The 23,397-nt window shown below is 56.8% G+C and carries 14 protein-coding genes and 1 pseudogene; 9 read left to right on the top strand and 6 right to left on the bottom strand.

The window, feature by feature from the left end; all coding sequences use genetic code 11:
• The first annotated feature begins 125 nt into the window (after positions 1–125).
• The 7 genes and pseudogenes from FPT12_RS06675 to FPT12_RS06645 all read left to right on the top strand — a co-directional run bounded on the left by FPT12_RS06675 (position 126) and on the right by FPT12_RS06645 (position 10,423).
• On the top strand, positions 126–2,432 hold the full coding sequence (locus FPT12_RS06675) for an EAL domain-containing protein (protein WP_145015181.1): 2,307 nt from the start codon (positions 126–128) through the stop codon (positions 2,430–2,432).
• Positions 2,429–4,300 (top strand): bifunctional diguanylate cyclase/phosphodiesterase, encoded by a 1,872-nt coding sequence (locus FPT12_RS06670; protein WP_145015180.1) that lies wholly within the window; start codon positions 2,429–2,431, stop codon positions 4,298–4,300. The genes FPT12_RS06675 and FPT12_RS06670 overlap by 4 nt, the downstream gene beginning before the upstream one ends.
• A 44-nt stretch (positions 4,301–4,344) precedes the next feature.
• Positions 4,345–5,304: a cytochrome-c peroxidase gene (locus tag FPT12_RS06665; protein ID WP_145015179.1), complete on the top strand. Its 960-nt coding sequence runs from the start codon at positions 4,345–4,347 to the stop codon at positions 5,302–5,304.
• Positions 5,301–7,112 (top strand): DAHL domain-containing protein, encoded by a 1,812-nt coding sequence (locus FPT12_RS06660; protein WP_145015178.1) that lies wholly within the window; start codon positions 5,301–5,303, stop codon positions 7,110–7,112. The genes FPT12_RS06665 and FPT12_RS06660 overlap by 4 nt, the downstream gene beginning before the upstream one ends.
• Complete coding sequence (locus FPT12_RS06655) at positions 7,109–8,515, top strand: ATP-binding protein (protein ID WP_145015177.1); 1,407 nt, start codon at positions 7,109–7,111, stop codon at positions 8,513–8,515. The genes FPT12_RS06660 and FPT12_RS06655 overlap by 4 nt, the downstream gene beginning before the upstream one ends.
• Positions 8,512–8,698, top strand: a pseudogene (locus FPT12_RS06650) (response regulator transcription factor); the annotation flags it as partial. The gene FPT12_RS06655 and the pseudogene FPT12_RS06650, both read left to right, overlap by 4 nt.
• A 114-nt stretch (positions 8,699–8,812) precedes the next feature.
• Positions 8,813–10,423 (top strand): FMN-binding glutamate synthase family protein, encoded by a 1,611-nt coding sequence (locus tag FPT12_RS06645; protein WP_145015176.1) that lies wholly within the window; start codon positions 8,813–8,815, stop codon positions 10,421–10,423.
• Here FPT12_RS06645 and FPT12_RS06640 read toward each other — a convergent pair.
• The 5 genes from FPT12_RS06640 to FPT12_RS06620 all read right to left on the bottom strand — a co-directional run bounded on the left by FPT12_RS06640 (position 10,370) and on the right by FPT12_RS06620 (position 16,687).
• Complete coding sequence (locus FPT12_RS06640) at positions 10,370–12,052, bottom strand: glycosyltransferase family 39 protein (RefSeq protein WP_145015175.1); 1,683 nt, start codon at positions 12,050–12,052, stop codon at positions 10,370–10,372. The genes FPT12_RS06645 and FPT12_RS06640 overlap by 54 nt on opposite strands.
• A 165-nt stretch (positions 12,053–12,217) precedes the next feature.
• Entirely contained in the window at positions 12,218–13,669 is a 1,452-nt protein-coding gene (locus tag FPT12_RS06635) for a glycosyltransferase family 39 protein (RefSeq protein ID WP_256676635.1), read from the bottom strand.
• Between the two features lie 59 nt (positions 13,670–13,728).
• Positions 13,729–15,234: a glucosyltransferase domain-containing protein gene (locus FPT12_RS06630; RefSeq protein WP_145015173.1), complete on the bottom strand. Its 1,506-nt coding sequence runs from the start codon at positions 15,232–15,234 to the stop codon at positions 13,729–13,731.
• A 38-nt stretch (positions 15,235–15,272) separates the two neighbouring features.
• Positions 15,273–16,214 (bottom strand): glycosyltransferase family 2 protein, encoded by a 942-nt coding sequence (locus FPT12_RS06625; RefSeq protein ID WP_145015172.1) that lies wholly within the window; start codon positions 16,212–16,214, stop codon positions 15,273–15,275.
• Positions 16,211–16,687: a GtrA family protein gene (locus FPT12_RS06620; RefSeq protein WP_371922505.1), complete on the bottom strand. Its 477-nt coding sequence runs from the start codon at positions 16,685–16,687 to the stop codon at positions 16,211–16,213. Before FPT12_RS06620 ends, FPT12_RS06625 begins: the two co-directional genes overlap by 4 nt.
• A 197-nt stretch (positions 16,688–16,884) precedes the next feature.
• On the opposite strand from FPT12_RS06620, the gene FPT12_RS06615 reads away from it, so the two are divergent.
• The gene (locus FPT12_RS06615; protein ID WP_145015171.1) at positions 16,885–18,009 is read left to right on the top strand and encodes an OpgC family protein; all 1,125 of its coding nucleotides are present in this window, start codon (positions 16,885–16,887) and stop codon (positions 18,007–18,009) included.
• 54 nt (positions 18,010–18,063) lie between these two features.
• Here the strand turns inward: FPT12_RS06615 and FPT12_RS06610 are convergent, their stop codons facing one another.
• Positions 18,064–19,482 (bottom strand): amino acid permease, encoded by a 1,419-nt coding sequence (locus FPT12_RS06610; protein ID WP_145015170.1) that lies wholly within the window; start codon positions 19,480–19,482, stop codon positions 18,064–18,066.
• Positions 19,483–20,210: 728 nt separating this feature from the next.
• Here FPT12_RS06610 and FPT12_RS06605 point away from each other — a divergent pair.
• Positions 20,211–23,366 carry a transglycosylase domain-containing protein gene (locus FPT12_RS06605; protein ID WP_145015169.1) on the top strand — a complete coding sequence of 1,052 codons (3,156 nt, stop codon included), beginning with the start codon at positions 20,211–20,213 and terminating at the stop codon, positions 23,364–23,366.
• Positions 23,367–23,397: the final 31 nt, after the last annotated feature.

Genomic DNA, 23,397 nt, shown 5'->3' with positions numbered 1-23,397 from the left:
TCGAGAGTCGCAGACTATGCTCTGGGTATCTGGATCCAAGATCTGCACCCGTAGCACACTGCGATCAGGAAGGGATGCCGTATGAACACAACGCTGCGTGGGCTCATTTGCAACGGTGCAGTGCAATGAAGACACCGTTTGCGCGGAAAAACCGGCGGATTCTGATCGTCGACGACACCGCCTCTATCCATCAGGACTTTGCCAAGATCCTCAGCCCCCACGCGCATGATAATGATGCGCTGAGCAGCGCCGAAGAAGCCCTGTTCGGCACGCCAGTGGTGGCTTCGGATCTGGGGTTTGTGCTCGACAGCGCCTTTCAGGGCCTGGAAGCCCTGGGCAAGGTCGAAGCCGCCCTGGCCAAGGACCTTCCGTATGCGATGGCCTTTATCGACATGCGCATGCCGCCCGGCTGGGACGGACTGGAAACCATCGAACGGCTCTGGCAGGTCGATCCAAAACTGCAAGTCGCGCTGTGTACCGCGTATTCCGACTACTCCTGGGACGATATCGCCGAACGGCTGGAGCTCGGCGATCGCTTGCTGATCCTGAAGAAGCCCTTCGATGCCATCGAAATCCGGCAGATGGCCAGCACCCTCACTGTCAAATGGCAAATGACCGAAGAAGCCGCATTAAAGATGAACCTGCTGGAGCAGGCAGTCGAAGAGCGCACTCGCGAGCTGTCCGACGCCAATATCATCGTGCAGAACAGCCCGACCATTTTGTACCGGCTGCGCGGCGAACCCTCGTTTCCGTTGATGTACATCTCCCACAACATCACCAAATTCGGTCACATGGCCGCGCAATTGGTGGCGTCGGCAAACTGGGCTCAGGAGCTGATTCATCCCGAGGACCAGGGCAAAGTCGACAATGCCATGGCGCGGGTACTTGACCGGGACGCAGTCGGGGCGTCCATCGAGTTTCGTCTGCGCACCGGTACCGGCGACTGGCGCTGGGTCGAAAACCGCTACGTGCCGGTGCGTAACCAGGACGGACGCTTGCTGGAAGTCGAAGGCATCATCATCGACATCACTGAACGCAAGCTGGCCGAAGAGAAGATCGCCCTGCTGGCACGCACCGACGGGCTGACCGGGCTGGCCAATCGCGCGACACTCCTCGAACGTCTGCACCAGGCATTCGCTGCCGCCCGTCGGGGCGGCGCACCCTTCGCGGTGTTCTACCTGGACCTCGATCATTTCAAACGCATCAACGACACCCTGGGCCATCCCATCGGGGATTTGCTATTGCAGGAAGTCGCCCGACGCATCAAGGCCTGTGTCCGCGAAAACGACCTTGTGGCGCGTCTCGGCGGTGACGAGTTTGCAATCGTGCAGCTCGACGCCGGCGACCCGACACAGTCGGCGGCCCTGGCAGGCAAGGTCCGCGATGAGCTGGTACTGCCTTACACCCTCGATGGCAACAATGTGCGGGTTTCGGTCAGCATCGGCATCAGCACTTACTCCAGTACCAGCTTGAGTGCCGAAAGTCTGTTGGCTCAGGCTGACATGGCGCTGTATCGCTCCAAGGAAAAAGGTCGCAACCAGTACCACTTCCACTCCGAGGAAATCAATCAGGAAGTACTCGACCGGGTGTCGATTGCCAACGATTTGAAACAAGCCATCGAGCAAAACCAGCTTGAACTGCATTACTTGCCCGAAGTCGACCTGAGTACCGGGAAGATCCTCGGCATGGAAGCCCAGGTCCGCTGGAGTCATCCAGAGCGAGGAATACTGGAACCCGATATGTTTCTTCCCGCGGCGGAAAAAACCGGTGTAATCATCGCGCTCGGGCACTGGTTGCTGAATCGCGCTTGCCAGCAAATGCATGAGTGGCGCGACGAAGGCATGGCGCCCCCGGTGATTGCGATCAAGCTTTCGCTGGCCCAGCTCAAGAGCGGTCCGGACCTGATCTACGACGTGCTGCGCACCACGGCCCTGTGGAACCTCTGCCCCTGGGACCTGCGCTTCGACGTCACCGAAGCGACACTGGCGCAAACCAAATGGACCCACAACGATGTGCTGCCTCGCTTGCGTGAACTGGGGGTGAAAATAGCCATCGACGACTTCGGCACCGAGTACTCCTCGTTCGACTACCTCAAGACCTATCGGGTCAATCACCTCAAACTCGCCCAGGCCTTCATCGACACCGCGACCCGTGATCCCGCCAGCGCCACGACCTTGCGCGCGATCATCAATTTCGCCCGCGAAGTGGGGATCGGCATCATTGCCGAAGGCGTCGAGACCCAGGAACAGCGCAGCTCGCTGATCTCCACCGGCTCGCCAATGAATGCTCAGGGCTACTACTTCAGCAAAGCCGTCAGCAGCCAGCAGGCAGCGGCGTTGCTGATGGCCGGCAGCATCGTGCCGCCGACCTTCCCCGGCGCAACAAACCCGCTGCTCGAAGACTCCTACTATCCACCGGAGGACCGGGGATGAAACCATCGCTCGCCCCCACCAACCGGCGCATCCTGATCATCGATGACATGCCTTCGATCCATCAGGACTTTCGCAAGATTCTCAGCCCCGATGTGCCGGACGAGCAGTCGCTGGCCGGCACCGAAGAGTTGTTATTCGGCACTGAACGACGCTCTCACCCAAAGTTTCTCCTCGATTCCGCCTACCAGGGCAAAGAAGCGCTGGAACTGGTCAAACGCGCCCTGGCCGAAGGCAGGCCCTATGCCCTGGCGTTTACCGATATGCGCATGCCGCCGGGTTGGGACGGTCTGGAAACCATCGAGCGACTCTGGAAGGTCGACCCGCACCTGCAGATAGCTTTGTGCACCGCCTTCTCTGACTACACCTGGGAAGCGATGGCCGAACGACTGGCGTTCGGCGACCAGTTGCTGGTGCTGAAAAAGCCTTTCGACAGCCTGGAAATCCGTCAGATGGCCAGTGCCCTGACCTGGAAATGGCAGATGGCCCAGGACGCCGCGATGAAAATGCTCAGCCTGGAGCGAACCATCGAAGAGCGCGTTCAGGAGTTGCTCAAAGTCTCCCATCTGTTGCAATACGATGTGCTCACCGACCTGCCCAACAGCACCTTGCTGGGTGATCGACTGACTCAGTCCCTGGCCCTTTCACGAAGACACGACAAACAACTGGCGGTGATATTTCTGGGCCTGGACCGCTTCAAGCGCATCAACAACGCGCTGGGCCATCCGGTTGGTGATGAAATGCTCAAACGGGTCGGCCAGAGCCTCGTGTCCACGGTGCGTGAGTCCGATTCGGTGTTTCGCTACGGTTCCGACGAGTTCGTGGTGATCCTCGCGGACATCCACCATCCCCAGCAAACCAAAGGCATTGCCGAAAAGCTGCTGAAAGCCGTCAACACCCAGCAGCACATTGCCGGCCATGACCTGAGCGTGACTGCCAGCCTGGGCATCAGCATCTACCCGGACGACGGCTTCGATGCCGTACCGTTGATCAAGAAAGCCGAAACCGCGATGCATAACGTCAAGGAGAGAGGCCTTAACGACTTCAGCTTTTTCATCGACGAGATGAATCAGCGCGCCCGTGAACAGCAAAGCATCGAATCCGGCCTGCGCCTGGCGATGGAACGCGATGAGTTCGTCCTGCATTACCAACCCAAACTGGATCTGCGCACTGGTAAAGTGGTCGGTGCGGAAGCCTTGATCCGCTGGCTAAAACCCGGTCATGGTTGGGTGTACCCAATGGATTTCATCGGAGTGGCCGAAGACAGTGGGCTGATCATTCCCCTGAGCAAATGGGTATTGACCCAGGCCTGCCAACAGGCCCGCGCCTGGCAACTGGCCGGATTGCCGGCGATCAGCATGTCCGTCAACGTTTCCGCCATCGACTTCCGTCAGCACGACTTTGTCGACGGTATAGTGCAGATCCTCGAACTGACAGGCTTCGATCCAACGCTACTGGAGCTCGAAATTACCGAAAGCGTGCTGATGCAGAACGTCGAGGCCACCGTGCAGACCCTGCACGCCATCAAGGCATTGGGCGTGCGCCTGGCAATCGATGATTTCGGCACCGGTTATTCCAGCCTGAGCTACCTGCAACGGTTCCCGGTCGATGTACTGAAAATTGACCAGTCATTCGTTCGCGGGCTGAGCACCGAAAACAACGACGCTGCGCTGGTCAGCGCCATCATCAGCCTGGGCAAGAGCCTCAACCTCAATATCATCGCCGAAGGCGTGGAAACCCTGGAACAACTGGACTTTCTCAAGGCCCTTCAGTGTGAGGAAGGTCAGGGTTACTTCTTCAGCAAAGCCGTACTCCCCCAGGAATTCGTACAGTTGCTCACCGACAGCCAGCAGACACCACCACGCACGTAGACCGACGCCCCAACGGTGTAGGCACCCGGCAAAGGAATCATCAGATGTCGCCCTATGGACTCACGCTGCTCACCACACTGATGCTCGGACTCTGCCTGACGGCGAGCGCCAAGCCTTTGGACGAACCCCTCAAACCGCTGCCACCGGTGCCTGCGCAAGACCCTCAGCGTGTAGAACTGGGTCGTCAGCTGTTCAACGAAACGCGCTTGTCGGTCAACAACAGCCTGTCCTGTGCCAGTTGCCATCACCTGGAAAAGGGCGGTGCCGATAACAAGCAATTTTCCATCGGTTTCGACGGCAAGCCGTTGGTCGTCAACACCCCCAGCGTGCTGAATGCCAGCCTGAACTTCAGGCAGTTCTGGAACGGTCGCGCCGACACCCTGGAAGACCAGATTCACGCAGTGGTGGAAAGTCCCACTGAAATGGGCAGCAACTGGGAACACGTGGTGCAAATGCTGTCCACTGACCCGACCTATCGCTCGGCGTTTGGCAACGCTTACCCCAATGGGGTTACGGCGGCCAATGTGCAAAATGCCCTGGCCACCTACGAGCGCACATTGCTTAGCACCAATTCGCGTTTCGACCAGTACCTGCAGGGCAACACCGATATTCTCAGCCTCGACGAAAAATACGGTTACCAACGCTTCAAGGACTACGGCTGCATCGCCTGTCATCAAGGGGTAAACATCGGCGGCAACATGTTCCAGAAGTTCGGGGTGATGGGCGATTACTTCCAGGCGCGGGGCAATCCGACCGAATCGGACCTGGGTCGTTACCTGGAGACCAAGGACGAGGAAGACCGCAACGTGTTCAAGGTCCCAAGCCTGCGCAACGTCGCGGTGACCGCGCCGTACTTTCATGACGGCACGGCGAAAACCCTCGAGGAAGCCGTTGATGTGATGTTCAAGTTCCAGCTGGGACGCATCCCTTCCGAAGAAGACAAGGCCCTGATCATCAAATTCCTCAAGACCCTGACCGGCGAGTGGGGAGGCAAACCATTATGAAAGTGTCCCGTCGACTCAGTTTGCTGTTGCTTACCGGCATGACCGTCTTGCTGGCCTCGATCCTGCTGTTCCTGTATCTAAAGTCCAGTTCGGATCAAACCTCGACCTATACCGAATCGCGGGATCTGATCCGTCAGATAAAACAACTGGACGCGCAATGGGAAACCGAGATCCTCAAGGCCCGGATCGCCCTCGTCCACAACTACGATCCACTGGTTTCGCCGCTGACCGAAATGAGCCGTCTGTGGGAACGATTCGACTCGATAGAGTCCAGACACGGTCGTAACGACTCGACACAGTGGCAAACCAGCCATGACGCTTACCTGAACGCGATCAAGGAAAAGACCCGGCTGGTCGAACAATTCAAGTCACACAACGCGGTGCTGCGCAATTCACTGGCGTTCCTGCCCACTGCCGAAGACGACATTCAGAACCAGTTCGCACGCCTTGAGGACGACAACAAACTGCAAATGCAGAACACCGCCACCGACACCTACGACCTGCTACTCAGCGGTCTGGAGTTCGCCCAGGTCACGTCCGACGACAAAGCCGCCGACATCCTGGTCGGCCTGAACAAACTAGCGGTGAACAAGCAACGACTGCCTGCCGAGTTCCACACACCAGTGGAGATTCTCAGCAACCACATCGCGCTGATCCTGCGTGAACAACCACTGGTCAACAGCCTGCTGGAACGGATCGAGGCAGTCCACGTGTCCGAGCGCCTGGACAACATCACCAGCCTGCTGGACAACGATCAACAACAGGTCGATGCAGTCGATCAACGCTACCACTTCTACATGGCGGTTTTTTCGGCGCTGCTGGTGCTGTTGCTGCTGTTGCTGGCCAATGGGCTGCTACGCAGCTTTGCGGAAATCAACCGCGTCAACAAGGACCTGCAAGCAGCCAATGAAAGCCTGGAACATCGGGTCGAGGAGCGCACCCGCGAACTCAAGGACACTCAAAGCGAGCTGCTGGACACCGCGCGCCTGGCCGGGATGGCCGAGATCGCCACCAACGTGCTGCACAACGTCGGCAATGTGCTCAACAGCGTGAATATCTCTGCCGACCTGGTCACCCGCAAACTGCGCAACAGCAAGGCGCTGGGGCTGGGCAAGGCGATGCAGCTGATCAACGAGCACCGGGGTGATCTCGGCCACTTCATCACCGAAGACGAAAAAGGCAAATTGCTGCCCGGCTACCTGAATCAACTGGTGGACGCCATTGCCCTCGAGCAGCAGGGCATTAGCGACGAACTGGCGCAATTGAGCAAAAGCGTTGACCACATCAAGGACATCGTTGCCACCCAGCAGTCCTACGCCGGGGCCAACAGCCTGATGGAGCCGCTGCAAGTCAGCGAACTGCTCGAAGACGCTCTGCGCATGAACTCGGGTGCCCTGACCCGCCACCACGTCACCGTGGTCAAGGACTACGCCGAGGTGCCCAAAGTCATGGGCGATAAACACCGGATGTTGCTGATTCTGATCAACCTGATCAGCAACGCCAAATACGCCATGTCCGACCTCAGCGACCGCCCCCGGGAAATGACCCTGGGGGTCAAGGTGGTCGACGACGCGACGCTGCAGGTCAGCGTCAAGGACGAAGGCGAAGGCATCTCGGCCGAAAACATGACCCGGATCTTTGCCCACGGTTTCACCACGCGCAAGGAAGGTCACGGTTTTGGTCTGCACAGTTGCGCCCTCGCCGCCATCGAGATGAATGGCCACCTGACAGCCCACAGCGACGGTCCGGGAAAAGGTGCACTGTTTACCTTGAAGATCCCCTTGAAAATCGCCGAAGGTGAAACATGAGCGAGTCATCGAATCGACGCATCCTGCTGATTGACGACACACCCTCGATCCATGACGACTTTCGCAAGATCCTGACACCTGAGCTGCCGCAACACGGCGAACTGGACGAGATGGAGTCGGCGCTGTTCGGCACCGAAGCCAAAACAGTGAGCCCCCGCTTCGAGCTGGATTCGGCCTATGCTGGCCAGGAAGGCTTGAGCAAACTTATCCAGGCCCAACACGACAATCGCCCCTATGCGCTGGCGTTCGTCGACATGCGCATGCCCCAGGGCTGGGACGGCGCCGAAACCATCGAGCATTTATGGCAAGCCGATCCGCGTTTGCAGGTGGTGGTCTGTACCGCGTATTCCGACTACTCCTGGGATGACCTGCTCAATCGCTTGCAGGCCCATGACCGGCTGCTGATCCTGAAAAAACCCTTCGACAACATCGAAGTCCAGCAAATGGCCAATACCTTGACCAGCAAATGGGACATGACCGAGCGCGCCAGCGTGCAACTGGATCAGTTGGGGCACCTGGTAGAACGACGGACCCGGCAGTTCCAGCAAGCGAGCGTCGAACTGCAACAGGAGATCGACGAGCGCAAGCAGCTCGAAAGCCAGTTGATACAGTCGGAAAAACTCGCGTCCCTGGGGCAACTGGCGGCGGGTGTCGCCCATGAAATCAACAACCCCATCGGCTTTATTTCTTCGAACCTCGGCACCCTGGACGGTTACTTCAAGCAGTTGCAGAGCATGCTCGACGCCTATCAGGGGGCCGAAGAAGCCATTGGCTCCGTTGAACTTCTCGAACGGCTCCAAACGTTGCGTAAAGATGTGGAACTGGACTTCCTGCGTGAAGACATTCCGCTGCTGATCAAGGAGTCCAAGGACGGCATCAACCGGGTCGGGCAAATCGTCAGGGACCTGAAGGACTTCTCACGCGTAGACGCCAGCCAGGAGTGGCAGTCGGTCAATCTGCAAGCGGGTATTGATTCGACGCTGAACATTGTCGCCAACGAACTCAAGTACAAGGCCGACGTGATCAAGCACTATCAGACGCTTCCCGAGATCGAGTGCCTGCCCTCGCAGATCAATCAGGTGATCATGAACCTGATCGTCAACGCCGCTCAGGCCATGGGCCCAGAACGCGGGACCATTACCCTGAGTAATGGGGTTGCCGGGGAAAAAGTCTGGATCGAAGTGGCGGACACCGGCTCAGGCATCGCGCCCGAATGCCTGCAGAAAATCTTTGATCCTTTCTTCACCACCAAACCGGTGGGCCAGGGGACCGGATTAGGCCTGTCATTGTCCTATGGCATTGTGAAAAAGCATCGTGGCGACATTACCGTGCGCAGCGAAGTCGGGGTGGGCACCACCTTTCGGATCGAACTGCCAATCCGCCAGTCAACACCCGTTGCCTGAAGGCCCGAGAGCCGGGTATCGGTCTATGGATGCTCAGTGGTTGCTCCAGCAAGTCAATCGCTCGTAAGCTTGAAATCCCTGCCGAAACCGTGAAATTCCATAAGAAACACATTTACAGCAAGCCGTGGGATCAAATCCCGGTCCGAGCTGTTTTCGATATTTCTCCAGGCACAAAACGCCTGATTACCTGAAAAGATCGCAGCCTACGGCAGCTCCTACAGAAGGACGCGCTCGGCGTAGGAACTGCCGCAGGCTGCGATCTTTAGAAAAAACCGAGTCCGAACCCAAGGAAACCGTATGAGCCTGTCACTCCTGAGCCGCTACGCCTTCTTTGCCGTCTGTGTGATCTTCACCCTCGCCAGCCTGCCGTTTCTTGAATACGACTGGCTCTGGCCAATCTCCATCGTCACTGGCCTGCTGAGCCTGCTGGGTATTTTCGACCTGCTGCAAAGCCCTCACGCGGTACGCCGCAACTACCCGATCCTGGGCAATATCCGTTATCTGGTCGAAGGCATTCGCCCGGAAATCCGCCAATACCTGCTCGAATCCGACAGCGACGCCCTGCCCTTCTCCCGGGCCCAGCGTTCGTTGGTCTATTCGCGGGCCAAGAACGAAAGCGCCGACAAACCCTTCGGCACGCTGATCGACGTGTACCAGTCAGGTTTCGAGTTCATCGGCCATTCGATGCGCCCGGCGCCCGTGAGTGACCCGAGCAGTTTCCGGGTGACCGTTGGTGGTCCGCAATGTACAAAACCGTATTCGGCCTCAGTCTTCAATATCTCGGCCATGAGCTTCGGCTCACTGAGCGCCAACGCAATCCGCGCCCTCAACCAGGGCGCCAAACTCGGCAACTTCGCCCATGACACCGGCGAAGGCAGCATCAGCCCCTACCACCGCGAACACGGTGGTGACCTGACCTGGGAACTGGGCAGCGGCTACTTCGGCTGCCGCACCGCCGACGGACACTTCGACCCGGAACGCTTTGCCGCCCAGGTTCAGGACCCGCAGGTGCGGATGATCGAAATCAAAATGAGCCAGGGCGCCAAACCCGGCCACGGCGGCATCCTGCCCAAGCATAAAGTGACCCAGGAAATTGCCGACACGCGTGGCGTTCCGATGGGCCAGGACTGTGTGTCGCCATCCCGCCACAGCGCATTCTCCACGCCGATCGAGATGATGCACTTCATCAAGCAACTGCGTGAGCTGTCGGGCGGCAAACCGGTGGGCTTCAAGTTCTGCCTCGGCCACCCGTGGGAGTTCATGGGCATTGCCAAGGCCATGCTGGAAACCGGCATCCTGCCGGACTTCATCGTGGTCGACGGCAAGGAAGGCGGCACTGGTGCTGCGCCGGTGGAGTTCACCGACCACATCGGCGTGCCGATGCGTGAAGGCCTGCTATTTGTGCATAACACCCTGGTGGGCCTGAACCTGCGGGACAAAATCAAACTCGGCGCCAGCGGCAAAATCGTCAGCGCCTTCGATATCGCCAGCGTTTTGGCGATTGGCGCCGACTGGGCCAACTCGGCCCGTGGTTTCATGTTTGCCATCGGCTGCATCCAGTCGCAAAGTTGCCACACCAACAAGTGCCCAACCGGCGTCGCCACCCAGGACACCCTGCGCCAACGCGCATTGGTGGTGCCAGACAAGGCCCAGCGCGTGTTCAACTTCCATCGCAGCACGCTCAAGGCCCTGGCCGAAATGCTCGCCGCGGCAGGCCTCGAACACCCGTCGCAACTGTCGGCCAAACACCTGGTACGACGCATGTCAGCGACCGAGATCAAACTGTTTTCCCAATTGCATGTGTTCCTCAAACCCGGCGAGTTGCTGACCGGGGAAGTGAACGGAGAGTTCTATTCACGGATGTGGCAGATGGCTCGGGCTGACAGTTTTGAGGCCAATGTCGTGTAATGCATACTCGCGACTGTCAGGTGGCTGGGTAGCACAGCCGCCGGTGGTGGTTTGCACTGCAGAGGCGCGGGTCACATAGAGTCGAAGCTCCATGTCCCCCACGCCTTGCGCGAACAGGCACTGCCAATTGCCTGGAAAATGGTTTTCATCATCCGCCAGGCGAGTCGACGTCACCCACCACACTCGCTTGATGTCGGGCGATACGCTGACAAGGTTGTCGAGAAAGACTTTATCCCGGTCCTGGTAAATCAACGTGGAGGCGCCATAACCGTTAGGTCGGTGAGCCGCGCTGTTATCCCAGGGCGCCTGAAACAGCCATGGTTGAATGTTGGAGCGATTGTAGTAAGCAACGCTGTAATACCAGTACGCGCCATCCACAATGATGTTATCGCCTGTGATAGCGTTCTCATTGATACGCGACACAATATCGTCAAGCGGGTACAGGGACGCATTGCGCGGATCATCCAGGTCATCTTGTTGTTTATAGATAGTGTTCAGTCCCATGAGTTGAATCCCGACAACCAACGCGACCGATGCCCACGCCAGGGCACGCGTACGACGGGCAAGCCGACTGATTGCCAACGCCGCTATCATCGGCAAGCCCAGCGCCGAAAATGCCATGTACCGCTCAACAAATATGGGGAAGCCGAATGACACCGCAAAGACAATCAACACCGGCAACAGCACGTAGATAACCAGTAACAGCTCAAGTTTCAAGCGGCTTCTTTCCTTGAGCCCGACCCACACCACCGATGCCATTACCAGCGCCGGAAGCAGTACATAAACCGGGCTGGCAAACTCCAGTCCACTCTTCACTGTTAAAAACTTCCAGACCGCTGAAGGCAACGTATACACCGTCAATTCAGGTATCCAGAAAATATCCCCTCCGGTCTTTAGCTTCTCCGTATTTAAAAACAGCTCATTACCCAGACTGATCAACCAGGGAATATAAAGAACAACAATGGCCACATTCGTGCCCCACCACATTGGCCGCGAAAGGTAATGAAGCGTTTTATCCCGCTGAAGACGCAAGACAACGAGGTATAACCAGTGAGACAACAAACATAAAACAGCCAGGTAATGTGTGTATAACGCGGCCGTCATGAGCACGAGATAGCTCATCAGGTATCGGTTACGAGCGCTTTTAAGCCAATAGACCAAGGCGATGGTTGCGCCCAGCAGCCATACCCCCTCCAGCGTGTACATCCGGGCTTCCTGACTGTAGCGAACAGATATCGGCAACAAGGCCAGAAACAACCCGGCCAGCAAGGCCACCCTCGGTGTGCTGATCATTCGCATCAGCCACATACCCAACGCGACTGTCGCCACCCCCGCGAGCGCACTCAGGGCCCGAATCGCAAACACTCCCTCACCCAAAACCGCCATCCAGGCATGGAGCACTAAAAAATACAGCGGCGGATGAACGTCATGTCCCAGGTGAAACCAGATACGCCCCGGCGACTGAACCCCCACCAACGCCGAGAACGCTTCATCGGTCCAGAAATAAGGAAGGCTGATGCAATAAAACCGAACAGCAACCGCGAGCATCATGACCAGCACCCACCCACCGTTATCTACCGATGAGTGCAGGGATAGAAACCCCGAATCGTCACGACGCTGAAAGCGCATATTTTCTCCCCGACAACGTAAACCTGATAGAAGCAGGTGCCTGTCCGCGGACGACTCACCGTCATCGTGAATCCGTGTTTACGCTAAATACTCTCGATAAAACGGCCTGCTGTCATTGGTAAAGGCTAGCTAACGGAGCTGCTCGGATTGGTTTTTTTTTGCTCCTCACGGAATCCCGGGGCTCACTGAAAACAATCGGACGTCCCCATCCCCTTTCGTAAAGGTATCGAGCAGCCGCCAGCTTTCAGGGATAACGACCTGTTGCGCCCCATCACCACGGCCGTCCAGCACCCACACGCGACCCGAGTTCGGCGTTAGCCATTCAAGGTTATCGAGATAGACCTTATCTGCGTTTTGTTGAGTCAGTGTCGAAGTTAGATAGCCGTCGGGACGTCCCGAAGTACCGTCCTTTTGGGGCGGTGTATAAAGCATCGGTGTCACGCCGGTCTTGTTGTAGTACGCAAAGGGATAGTAAAGAAAACTGTTGGCAACCACGACACCGTCACCAGGTCGAGCAGAGGCATTGATATATTCTGCCAACACATCGACTTTGTTGACTTCGGCATACACAACATGGCCCCGTTGATGAACGTTATATAACCCGATACTTTCCGTCGAAACTATCAATAGCAACAAGACAAAAAACAACGTTTTTGCACGACCCCATACGGCATCCAGTGCTACCGCCAGAATCATCGGAAAGCCCAGCGCAGCAAACACAAAATAACGGTAAACAAACAGTGGGCGAACCCATGAGACCAGTGCAATCAATACCAACGGAAACCAGGTATACATGACGAGCAGTGTGCTGAGTTTTTTCTCACTCGTGTCCCGCATGACAATCACTGCTGATACCAGCAACATCAATAACGGCACACTGTAGAACATCCAGATTGATTCTTTTGGCCCATTGCTATAGCTCACAAACTGCCAGAGCGCTGACACCACCGTAGAAACATCCAGCGGTGCTATCCAGTTAAACCCGGAAAATCTTAACTGGTTCATCAGGCTTGGAACCCAGGGCATGAACAGTAAAATGACCGCACCATTGGCCATCCACCATGCAGGCGCGAACAACTTGCTCTCAAACCTCGATACCAAAAGCCAGGCCCAGTGTGACGCCATGCACACAGCGGCAAAATAGTGAGTATAAAGTCCTGCGACCATCAGCAACGCATAGACGGCAAGTAGCCAATGACCGCCTGAGCCTTTTACCCAGTAGACGAAAGCAATCGTCGCGCTCACCATTAACAGCGCGAGCAACGCATACATGCGAACTTCCTGGCTGTAGCGTACTGCGATTGGCAGTAACGCCAACATCATACCGGCCAGCATTGCCGCTCGTCGTGTACTGATCAAACGAACCAGCCAGATGCCGAGCCCGACGGTGACGACGTCCGCCAGTGCGCTCAGGCTTCGAGCAGCAAAAACACCCTGCCCGAACACACTCATCCATTCATGCAACAGCAGATAATACAGCGGCGGGTGCACATCCCGGGCGGTATGAAACAGGATTTTAGAGGGTGAATATGAACTCAACAGCAAGGTAAACCCTTCATCGGCCCAGACCGCGGGTTTGCTCAAGGCGTAAAAACGCACCCCTGCCGCCAATAGCATGATCAACAATATCCAGCATTTACCCAGAAGAGCGCACTCACTTGATCTGTTGATTCCTCTCACCACTTGTCTTCTCCAGAAGAGGGGACTTCCTTCATAACGATAAAGCCATAATCGCCAATCAGATACATAGAGTAGAATTTGCTGTCCACCACGGGTGTGTACTTTCGATACCCTACCAGCGTCGCATTTCTCCGCTCATCTTCTATAACAACATTGGCAATGCCCGCCCTGAGCAGATTTTCAGCCAGCATGTAAAAATCAATATTGAGTATGTATTTCAGCACCGGGACCTGTTCAAAACTTCCCTTGGCGCTTAGCAACCAATTGTTTGAATAGCCAATCGACATGTATATCCGCTTCGCTTCGCGCAAGCGTTGATGGGAAGCAATATCATAGGCCATATTGAATTCAGCATTCAGCCCAGACTCTTTCTGCAGATTCAGTACCCGCCCATACGCATACGACATCGAAAACATACTGAGCAACGGCACAATCAATACAACACCGAGCCTGACGTCAACCGCCACCAACCACTGATGAGCCAGGTAAAACAAAAACACCAGCAGCACGCCAAAACCCAACAGGGTTCTGGCACCCTCATTGAAAAACCTGAACAACAGGGCCGAGCCTGACACCAGAAAAACCAGGAATAAAACCATAAGAAAATACAAAAAAAACAGAAGCACCTTATTTAACGACGTCTCTTTCCCCTGGGTGATATTTCGCCCAACCCGCCCTCCTCCAACGACAGCAAACAACACCACCATCCACGCCAGCCAACGATTCCCTCCCTGAAAAAGCAATCCGATTTTTCCGACTAATACGCCTATATTGTTCAGGATCAGCAACAGCCCGCTCGCATTGAACGGAATCATCTCCAGGCGCTCATGGGTCATGAGTGGATAGGCCAACAAAAAATAAATGATCAAGCCTGCTACCAACTGCAAGGCTTTCGCTCCTGCCATTGATAACAAACAGGCAAGGGACTCCTTATTATTAAGACCTCTCACGAACTCGATGCAGCACAACCCCAAAAACACATTGATACTCAGTTGATACAAGCTGAGCCCCACTGCAATCAATGCGCCGGATACCAGTACCTGAACGACGCCAGCCTTATGTTGAAATACCATTGCATAGATCACCGCCACTAGGCTCAACGCTGTTGTCGGCCCGTCATATTGATAAGATAAGTTTTGTAGAAAAAACGGGCTGTACCACAGTGGCAGGAACACCAGACAGCATGAAACATTGGGCATTTTGTAGTAATGCATCGTCAGTTTCGTCAAGGCAAACGCCATGGCAAGCGTGGCGATCAGCAGGGGTAACGGGAACAGATCGGGCGCGCCCGAGGTGAAGCTCAAGGCGTTGTAAAACAACTCGACCAATAGACGCCCTTGCCCCGCCCAGCCAGTACCGGCTGCCAAGGATCGCCAGTTATCATCTATATAGTAATAATCGACCAGTATCAGGGGGAGCACATAAACAACCGTGGCGAGTAAAAAAAATACAAACACTTCACGGCCGAGCAACTCCCTACTCAATACACTCGCCACTTTCATTTTGGCGCTCCTTTCCCGGCCAGGGTCTCACCTGCTTTTTACAATTCGCGCTTACCTTTGCCGCCCACAATATCTTTCACCACGTACCTCGGCCGGTGTTTCGATTCAATATAGATCCGACCCACATACTCACCCAATATGCCAATACCGATCAGTTGAACACCGCCCAGGAATAGAATGGAGGTCATCAACGAAGGATAACCCGGTACGTTATTGCCAAAGAAAATCTTGTCCAGCACCATGTAAATGGCATAGACAATTGCAAACAAGGAAATGGCGCTACCGACATATGTCCACAACTGCAGGGGCACCGTACTAAAAGAGGTAATCCCTTCCAGCGCCAGATTCCACAGTTTCCAGATATTGAACTTGGTGGTACCCGCCACGCGTTGGGCCCGTTCATACTCGACGACTACGGTATTGAAACCCGCCCACGAGAGGATGCCCTTCATGAACAACCGGTGCTCCGGGAGCGTGCGAATCACGTTCACGACCTTGCGGTCCATCAACCGAAAATCACCGACGTTCTCTTCTATCCGGGTATAAGCGATCCGGTTCAACAGGTGATAGAACAGTGCCGCGCTGTGCCGTTTCATATAACTGTCGGCGGTACGATCGTGGCGCTTGGCAAGTACCACATCCGCCCCGTTCTGCCACTCCCGGATCAACAGGGGAATCACATTGATCGGGTCCTGCAAATCGACATCCATCGGTATCACCGCATCGCCAGTAGCGTACTCCAACCCGGCAAATAACGCGGGCTCCTTGCCGAAATTGCGCGAAAAATTGATGACCAGCACATGCTCGTCAGCCAACGCGATGGCTTTGGCCTGCGCTGCCGTCTGGTCGGAACTGCCGTCATTGATGAACACGATCTCGACGTCGCAATCAGCGATCGACAGTTCCTGACGAACCGCCTGATAAAACAGGTTAATCGCCTGCTCTTCATTGAACACTGGAACAATCAGCGAAATCTTCACTGCTCACGCCCCCGAAAGATGAAATATTTCGAGTACAAAAAACCGCAGACCAGGCTGATACCCGAGAAGACTACCAACGTCATCAACCCCGGCAGTAGTAACTGATCCGCCACATACCCCACGCCATAACTCAACACGCCCATGAACCCGACAAACAGCAAATACCGTGGAACACTGGTTTTTTGTTTGAAGGTGTATCGCGCATTGGCATAAAAGGAAAATGAAACGGCCAGGCAAAAGCCCACGAAGTTACTGGATGCCTGACGAAAACTCATGACTGTGTGCAGAACAAAAAACGTCGACCAGTGGATCAACGTATTCAGCAGGCCAACCGACACGAATCTGGGGAAACCGTGAAATGCGGCTCTCATATCCATTGCGTTTGTTTCCAATCTGAACGCGCGCTCTGCAGCAAGCTTGGCACCCTTGACCCGCTTGTCTATTTTCCAGTCAACAAATAGACCAATGGCCAAAATGCCGTTCTAAAGGCTCGCTTCAGCCATCAGCGATATGTCCCGCCCCTGCCGTTTGCACGACCGAGACATCCGGTAATATCCGGCCTTTGCAATTGCCGCCAAATCGCGCCACCCTGCGCGCCGCCGATGTACGGCGCACAATCTTTTGCCCCGCTGACCACCCTTTACTCACACCTGTTCAAGAGCCCGTTGTCATGACCCAAGGACGCGACCTTCGTATCGATTTTTTTCGCGGACTGGCACTGATCTTCATTTTCTGGGATCACGTACCACAAAACCCTCTTGCCCATTTCACAGTGCGCAATTTCGGTTTCAGCGATGCGGCAGAGATCTTCGTGTTTCTGGCCGGCTACGCGGCGGTGCTGGCCTACGGCAAGATTGCCCGACGCGATGGTTTGCTGATTGCGACGGTAAAAATCCTGCGCCGCGCCTGGGTGCTGTACGTGGTGCATATCTTTCTGTTGGCGGTACTGATGGGCATCGTGTTCTTCGCCAACAGCTACGTGGAAACCCGTGATCTGGTGCAGGAAATGGGCCTGCAATACTTCCTCAGCAACCCGCAGCAGGCCTTGGTCGATGAGTTGCTGCTGCGCTTCAAACCCAACCTGATGGACCCGTTGCCGTTGTACATTCTGCTGTTGCTCGGGCTACCACTGATGCTGCCGATGTTGCTGCGCAAGGCCGAGTACGTGGTCGGATTGTCGGTGGTGCTGTACATGCTGGCGCCGTGGTTTCAATGGAACCTGGCGGCCACCGACGGTGGCGTGTGGTTCTTCAATCCGATGGCCTGGCAGTTGCTGTTTATTCTCGGTGGCGCAGCGGCAATTCACGGTCAGCGCCCCGCTGTACCGGACACCCGCGCCTTGCCACATCAGCCACTGTTTGTTGCGGCAGCGACCTATCTGCTGATCACCGGGCTGATCGCAGTGTCGTGGAATTGGCCAACGGTGCATGACGCGTTCATGCCTCGGATGCTGGGCGAATGGCTGTACCCGATCAGCAAGACCAACTTGTCACCGGCGCGGCTGCTGCATTTTTTGGCGCTGGCTTACGTCATCGCCAAACTCTTGCCCAACAGCGGCTGGACGCAAAACTGGCTGGCGCGGCAAAGCTGCCGCATGGGCCGTTACTCGCTGGAAGTGTTTTGCCTGGGTGTGCTGCTGGCACCGCTGGCGGACATGCTCAACTCACTGGCCGGGGATGCGTTGGTCATGCAGGTTTTCAGCGCCCTGTTGGGGGCTGGATTGATGGCGGTACTGGCAGCGTGGCTGGATTGGAACAAGCGACTGAACCGACCGGCGCAAGTAGTAACCGCCTGAAACCAAAAGCCCCGGTCACTCGACCGGGGCTTTTGCTTTTACAGCATCAGACGATTACGACGCCGCGCGCACCGCACCCTGCGGAACACCGGTCGGTTGCAGCTTGAACACATAAAACAGCACCGTCAGCAGCACCAGGAACGCAGGTCCCACGTACAGCGCGACGCGGGTGTCCGGGAAGTAGGCCATCAGGCCAACCACCATCACCAGGAACGCCAGCGCCAGGTAGGAACTCACCGGGTACAGCCACATGCGGTACTTGAGAGCGGCACGTTCAGCCGGGGTCAGGCCTTTGCGGAATTTGAGCTGCGCCAGCAGGATCATCACCCAGGTCCAGATCGCACCGAAGGTCGCGATGGCGGTGACCCAGACAAAGACTTTTTCCGGCACCAGGTAGTTGAGCAACACGCCCAGCAGCAGCGCGCCGATCGACAGCAACAAGGCACGACGCGGCACACCGTTCGAGGTCTTGGCGAAACCGGCCGGGGCCTGGCCGTTCTGCGCCAGACTGTAGAGCATGCGTCCGGTGCTGAAGATGCCGCCGTTGCAGGACGACAGCGCGGCGGTGATCACCACGAAGTTGATGATGCCGGCAGCGGTCTTGATCCCCAGACGCTCGAAGGTCATCACAAACGGACTGCCCTGAGTGCCGATTTCGTTCCACGGGTAAATCGACAGAATCACGAACAGCGCGCCGACGTAGAACAGCAGGATGCGCCAGAACACCGAGCCGATTGCATTCGGAATAGTCTTCTGCGGGTTCTTCGCTTCACCGGCCGTCAGGCCGATCATCTCGACCCCCAGGTAGGCGAACATCACCATTTGCAGGGACATCAATACGCCCTGCACGCCATTGGGCATGAAGCCGCCATGGCTCCACAGGTTGGAAATCCCCAGCGCAACGCCGTCGTTGCCGAAACCGAAGGCGATCACACCGACACCGCCGACCACCATCGCAATGATGGTGACGATCTTGATCAGGGCGAACCAGAACTCGAACTCACCGAAGGCCTTGACCGCGATCAGGTTGATCGAGCCCATGCTCACCAGTGCCGCCAGCGCCCAGATCCAGCGCGGCACCTCAGGGAACCAGATGCCCATGTACACCGCCACCGCGGTAATTTCCGCGACGCAGGTCACCAGCCACAGGAACCAGTAGTTCCAGCCCGTGAGGAAACCTGCCAACGGGCCGAGATAATCTTGTGCATAACGACTGAACGAGCCGGCGACCGGGTTGTGCACCGCCATTTCGCCAAGGGCGCGCATGATCACCAGGATCGCCAGACCACCGATGATGTAAGACAGCATGATTGCCGGGCCGGCCATTTCGATGGCCTTGGCTGAACCGAGGAACAGACCGACACCGATACAGGCGCCGAGCGCCATCAAGCGAATATGCCGTTCGCCGAGTTCGCGTTTGAGCGGGCCGCCGTGAGCGGTCTCGCCGAGGGGCTGGTGATTGCCAACGGGCATAGGGGTAAAACCTCGTCTTGTTATTGGATATGACCACCGAGTGTCGAAGCGCGGACCGATAAGCCTGAACTTCCTGAAACCGGATCCACTTCATGGGTAGATCCGTCTTGTAGGACAAAACCTGCAAGATCAGCGGGGCGTGCAGTATAAAAAGCTCCGTGTAGGGCTTTTCACTCTATAAACGACAAGATTCAGCCAGAACTCTCGGCAAAAGCGGTCCTTGCGGAGGGGCATTACCTGGGATTCAGCCATGAACTCGCCAGCAAAACGGCACCGAGTATTGCACAGCAATGGTGCAGCGTCATGCCCCTACCTAGGCCGTATTTACCGGCTTGATGGCTCTAACCCAACACTCTCAGACAACCACCAGACTCCGTTGCGAGGGAACTTGCCCATTTAAATGCAATGCAGGACGGTTCCCGTAGCAGCTGCCGAGCCCGCGAGGCTGCGTTCGAGGACGAAGTCCTCGCAAATCCTGCGTACGTGGTTTTCCTGAAAGAACGCGTTGTCTGATTTACGACCGCTTTGCGGCCGGACGCAGCCTCGCGGGCTCGGCAGCTGCTACGGGAGTCGATACTTACGCCGTCCAACAGGAGCAAGCCCCCTTGCCACAGGATCACGATCAGACGATCGTCGGAAATTCTGTATTCACAAATTTTTCACCGGTTCCAACCAGCGTCTAAGCTTCAGTCAAGTCCGATCAATCTACGTAAATGGATCAATCGACTATGGGCGCTTTATGGCAATCCGATTCGAGTAAAACTGTGGAACCAACTGATCGCGTTGAAGAAGCGCCTATACCGAAAAAACCTCGCCGTCCTCGTTATGGCTGGCGACTGTTCTGGTTGTTGTTACTGATTATTCTGGTTGCGCTCGGCTGGGCAGCCTCCAAGGAAATGCGCACCTCGAAACTGCAGGCGCGTGAATTCAGCCAGTTTGCTGCATCGCTGAGTTACTCGATGCAACCGGGGCCCAGCGATTCGATTTTCTATCCGGGTGCCGGGCCTTTCGACAAGCGCCTGGGCTACAGTTCTCTGGGTGAGTTTTTGCCGCGTTTGCTCAAGCGTGGCTACATGATCTCCGCGCAAACCCGGTTCTCACCGAAACTGTTCGACTACAGCGAAAAGGGCTTCTTCGTGCCTTACGCGGAGAAAATCCAGGCCGGCCTGTCCATTACCGACTGCCGCGCCTTGCCGTTGTATCAGTACAACTATCCGCAGCAGCTGTATTCGAGCTTTGCCGCGATCCCGCCGCTGGTGGTGCACAGCCTGCTGTTCATCGAAAACCGCGACCTGCTCGACCCCAAACAACCTCTGGCAAACCCTGCCGTGGACTGGCCGCGCTTCGGCAAGGCGGCCTGGTCGCAAATCGCCAAGCTGCTGCACCTGCCCGGTCAGACTGCCGGTGGCAGTACCCTGGCCACTCAGCTGGAAAAATACCGCCACTCGCCCGATGGCCTCACGGTGTCGGGTAGCGAGAAAATCCGCCAGATGATTTCCGCCAGCGTGCGCGCTTATCAAGATGGCCCGCAAACCCTCGCGGCTCGTCAAAACATCGTGCGCGACTACCTCAACAGCGTGCCGCTGTCGGCGGTGCCTGGCCACGGTGAAGTGCATGGCATGGCCGAAGGATTGCGCGTGTGGTACGGCGCCGATTTCAATCAGGTCAATAATGCCCTGACGAGTGTTGCCAGTGACCCGCAGAGTTTGTCTCAACGCGGTCTGGCCCTGCGTCAGGTACTGTCGCTGATGATCGCCCAGCGTCGGCCTTCACACTACTTGGCCAATGGCCGTGACGAACTGGCCGACCTCACCGACAGCCACATCCGCCTGCTCGCGCAAAACGGAGTGATCGACGACCCGCTGGCCGCTGCCGCACTGGCCAGCAAGGTGACCTACCGCGACTGGCAACAACAACCGACCATTCAGCCGATAGAATCCAACAAGGGCATCAGTGTGGCCCGCAGCCGACTGGCGGCCCTGCTCAATCGCCCTTTGTATGACCTCGATCGCCTTGACCTGTCGGCCACCAGCACCTTGCAGTACGAGCTGCAAACCAAAGCCACCGAGTACCTCAAGCACCTGGCCGACCCGGCCTACGCGGCGCAATTGGGCCTGCTTGGCGAACACCTGCTGACCCCCACCAGCACGACCCAGGTGCGTTACAGCTTCACCCTGTTCGAGCGGACTCCCGATGGTTCGCGCGTGCGCGTGCAAACCGACAGCACCGATCAACCCTTCGACATCAATGAGGGCAGCAAGCTGGAGCTGGGCTCCACTGCCAAACTACGGGTGCTCACTTCCTACCTGCAAATCATCTCCGAACTGCACGACCGTTATGGCGCCAAGACACCGGTCGAGCTGAAGAAAACCGACGTCCCCGAACAGGACCGGATAACTCGCTGGGCCGTCGACTACCTGATCCAGAACACTGACCGCAGCCTGCCGAAAATGCTCGGTGCGGCGCTCGACCGTACCTACTCGGCCAACCCCGGCGAATCGTTCTTCACCGGCGGCGGCCTGCACACCTTTCACAACTTCCGCAAAGAAGACAACGGCCGTAGCCCGACCCTGCGCGATGCCCTGCGCGAGTCGATCAACCTGCCGTTCATTCGCTTGATGCGCGACCTGGTGCGCTACAGCACTTACTCGGGGCCCAACAGCAGCGGCCTATTACTCAATGATGATGACAACCCACGGCGCCAGGAGTATCTGGCGCAATTCGCCGACCACGAGGGCACCGCGTTTTTACTGCGCTTCTGGAAGAAGTACCAGAAGAAGGACACCCAGGCGCGCCTCGAGACCTTCCTCGACGGCATGCATCCGACGGCGATTCGTCTTGCCGCGGTACACCGTTACCTATTGCCCGAGGCCAGTCAGGAAAGCTTCAACAGCTTTGTGCGCGCGCACCTGAAAACGGCGAAAAAAACCGATAAAAATATCGAAAAACCCTCGGGAAAACCCAACGAAAAACTCACTGACGAGCGCCTGGAAAAACTCTATAGAACCTACGGGCCGGGCGCCTTTGACCTGCCCGATCAAGGCTTCATTGCCAAGGTCCACCCACTGGACCTGTGGCTGATGGGCTACTTGCTGAACAACCCCGACGCCAAGTTCAGCCAGATCGTCAAAGCCAGTGAATTCGAGCGCCAGGAAGTCTACAGCTGGCTGTTCAAGAGCCGGCACAAGAGCGCCCGCGACAGTCGCATCCGGACCATGCTGGAGATCGAAGCGTTCCTCGATATTCACCAGCGTTGGCAAGCCGTCGGCTACCCGTTCGATCACCTGGTGCCCTCACTGGCCACGGCCATCGGCAGCTCCGGCGATCGGCCAGCGGCTCTGGCCGAGCTGATCGGTACGATCCTCAACGATGGCGTGCGTATGCCGACTCTGCGCATCGACAGCCTGCATTTCGCCGCCGACACGCCGTATGAAACAACGGTCATCAACGACCCGGACAAAGGCAAACGAGTCATGCCATCCGAAGTGGCGACGGCGATGCGCGAAGCGTTGTCGCAAGTGGTCGATGCCGGCACCGCCAAACGTGTCGCCGGTACATTCAAATTGCCGAACGGCACCCCGCTGGCCATGGGCGGCAAGACCGGCACCGGTGATAACCGCATTGAAGCGTTCGGTTCCGGCGGGCGGGTTCTGAGTTCGAAATCGATCAACCGCACCGCCACGTTCGTGTTCTACATTGGCGAACATCACTTCGGCACCCTTACCGCTTTCGTGCCTGGCGTCTCGGCCCAAGCCTTCAAGTTCACCTCGGCCTTGCCCGTACAGGTACTCAAGGGCATGGCGCCGATTCTCACTCCGTATCTGCAGCCGGGGACTGACACGCTATGCCTGCCCGCAAAACTAGGGTCTGTTGACGTTTGGTGACGACCGCGACGGCGGCCCATTTGGCGCAGGG

The organism is Pseudomonas sp. H3(2019), assembly GCF_007713465.1.
GTDB lineage: Bacteria > Pseudomonadota > Gammaproteobacteria > Pseudomonadales > Pseudomonadaceae > Aquipseudomonas.
The sequence above is the reverse complement of the archived record's forward strand: the minus strand, read 5'-3'. Positions and strand labels throughout refer to the sequence as shown.

Bases quoted from the DNA above. Each gene is read 5' to 3' on its own strand.
- FPT12_RS06675 (WP_145015181.1), top strand. From the start codon at position 126: ATGAAGACACCGTTTGCGCGGAAAAACCGGCGGATTCTGATCGTCGAC.
- FPT12_RS06670 (WP_145015180.1), top strand. From the start codon at position 2,429: ATGAAACCATCGCTCGCCCCCACCAACCGGCGCATCCTGATCATCGAT.
- FPT12_RS06665 (WP_145015179.1), top strand. From the start codon at position 4,345: ATGTCGCCCTATGGACTCACGCTGCTCACCACACTGATGCTCGGACTC.
- FPT12_RS06660 (WP_145015178.1), top strand. From the start codon at position 5,301: ATGAAAGTGTCCCGTCGACTCAGTTTGCTGTTGCTTACCGGCATGACC.
- FPT12_RS06655 (WP_145015177.1), top strand. From the start codon at position 7,109: ATGAGCGAGTCATCGAATCGACGCATCCTGCTGATTGACGACACACCC.
- FPT12_RS06645 (WP_145015176.1), top strand. From the start codon at position 8,813: ATGAGCCTGTCACTCCTGAGCCGCTACGCCTTCTTTGCCGTCTGTGTG.
- FPT12_RS06640 (WP_145015175.1), bottom strand. From the start codon at position 12,052: ATGCGCTTTCAGCGTCGTGACGATTCGGGGTTTCTATCCCTGCACTCA.
- FPT12_RS06635 (WP_256676635.1), bottom strand. From the start codon at position 13,669: ATGCTATTGGCGGCAGGGGTGCGTTTTTACGCCTTGAGCAAACCCGCG.
- FPT12_RS06630 (WP_145015173.1), bottom strand. From the start codon at position 15,234: ATGAAAGTGGCGAGTGTATTGAGTAGGGAGTTGCTCGGCCGTGAAGTG.
- FPT12_RS06615 (WP_145015171.1), top strand. From the start codon at position 16,885: ATGACCCAAGGACGCGACCTTCGTATCGATTTTTTTCGCGGACTGGCA.
- FPT12_RS06610 (WP_145015170.1), bottom strand. From the start codon at position 19,482: ATGCCCGTTGGCAATCACCAGCCCCTCGGCGAGACCGCTCACGGCGGC.
- FPT12_RS06605 (WP_145015169.1), top strand. From the start codon at position 20,211: ATGGGCGCTTTATGGCAATCCGATTCGAGTAAAACTGTGGAACCAACT.